The sequence below is a fragment of the Caldalkalibacillus uzonensis genome (assembly GCF_030814135.1).
GTDB lineage: Bacteria > Bacillota > Bacilli > Caldalkalibacillales > Caldalkalibacillaceae > Caldalkalibacillus > Caldalkalibacillus uzonensis.
The window spans coordinates 1-1,160 of sequence record NZ_JAUSUQ010000051.1 but is presented as its reverse complement, the minus strand read 5'-3'; the positions used below and the strand labels follow the sequence as shown (position 1 = coordinate 1,160).

At 37.8% G+C, this 1,160-nt stretch carries 2 protein-coding genes; one reads left to right on the top strand and one right to left on the bottom strand.

What is annotated here, in order from left to right; translation table 11 throughout:
* Positions 1–156: 156 nt before the first annotated feature.
* Complete coding sequence (locus J2S00_RS19840; protein ID WP_307344035.1) at positions 157–513, bottom strand: DUF3870 domain-containing protein; 357 nt, start codon at positions 511–513, stop codon at positions 157–159.
* A gap of 282 nt (positions 514–795) precedes the next feature.
* On the opposite strand from J2S00_RS19840, the gene J2S00_RS19835 reads away from it, so the two are divergent.
* Positions 796–1,086, top strand: coding sequence for a UPF0236 family transposase-like protein (locus tag J2S00_RS19835; RefSeq protein ID WP_307344033.1), 291 nt, complete (start codon positions 796–798; stop codon positions 1,084–1,086).
* The last annotated feature ends 74 nt before the right edge of the window (positions 1,087–1,160 follow it).

The window sequence follows — 1,160 nt, the reverse complement described above, 5'->3', positions numbered from 1 at the left end:
GGGTCACTTATACATTCTACAGTTTGGGGTGAAGTCCTTTTTTTATCTTTTTTAAGCCTTACGGCTTAAGACTTCGTAATTCTGCAAAAGGCTCAATTAAACTTTCGTGGATGGAACCAGGGGCTGCTTTTAATGATAACAAATAGATATGATAGATTAACTGATATCTGTTTTACCCTCTCTCAAAAAATGTCTTGATTTATAATCACAATATCGTTCATATGCAGCAATGATGGATTGTACAACTGCTCGTTGCCCCGGGACAATAAAACGTATTTCTACTTCTTTGATCACATCATCTATTCCATTTTTTATGCACTTTCCTTTCACTATGGATGATATAAAATTACGGGTGGTATCGGCTAAAAACGTAAATGTAGCATCCTCAATAACATCGTTTTCTTTATCAATAATAAGAATACAACCAAGAACTTTGTAAAGTTCAAATATTGGAGTACCTTTTGGGAACTGTGCAAAGCCAGCCACGAGAACATGGTTTTGGTTATATTCCATAGTTACACATCCCCTCGCTTTTTTAGTCTTGTGAAAACACTCATTAAAATATCTAAGTATCTAACTATTCCCCTGTCAACCTCTAGGGGCTCAGTGACGTATGAATAAAATATCTGTGGGAGGCAAAATAACCTCCCCATTCAGACAATGGTAACACCATGTCCGGATGGAGAAGCCACCAAGCGAAGCGCGGTGAAGAAAAGCAAAAAATCCATGAAACGAGGCTCTCTTTCCTATTACAATAGAATTGGCCAAAAACAAATAAGGAAGGAGAGAGCCTCTATGAAGCAGTTTAGCATAAATATCCCTAAATTAAAAGAAATCGAGCAAATGGTTTGGCGGATAGCGCAGGATATCTGTCTGAAATTGACAGAGAACATATTGGAGGAATTGGACCAATACATAGCTGAGCATTTGGATACAGATCGTTATAAGCTGAAGGAAAAACGTCCGTTAGGCATCAACCTGCTATTTGGGCTTGTAGAAGTGAAACGCAACTACTATTACGACCGTGAGAAAGGAGAAAATGTGTATTTACTTGACCGCTTCATCGACCCGAGTTCGACAGTTTGAAACCTTTTTTGGACAAACAAAATTTACAAAATGCTTTTAAATCAAGGCAGATTCGGATGACTACCCAGAAAAAT

What these genes read in the sequence shown, in the direction of transcription:
- J2S00_RS19835 (WP_307344033.1), top strand. Translation starts at nt 796, where the DNA reads ATGAAGCAGTTTAGCATAAATATCCCTAAATTAAAAGAAATCGAGCAA.
- J2S00_RS19840 (WP_307344035.1), bottom strand. Translation starts at nt 513, where the DNA reads ATGGAATATAACCAAAACCATGTTCTCGTGGCTGGCTTTGCACAGTTC.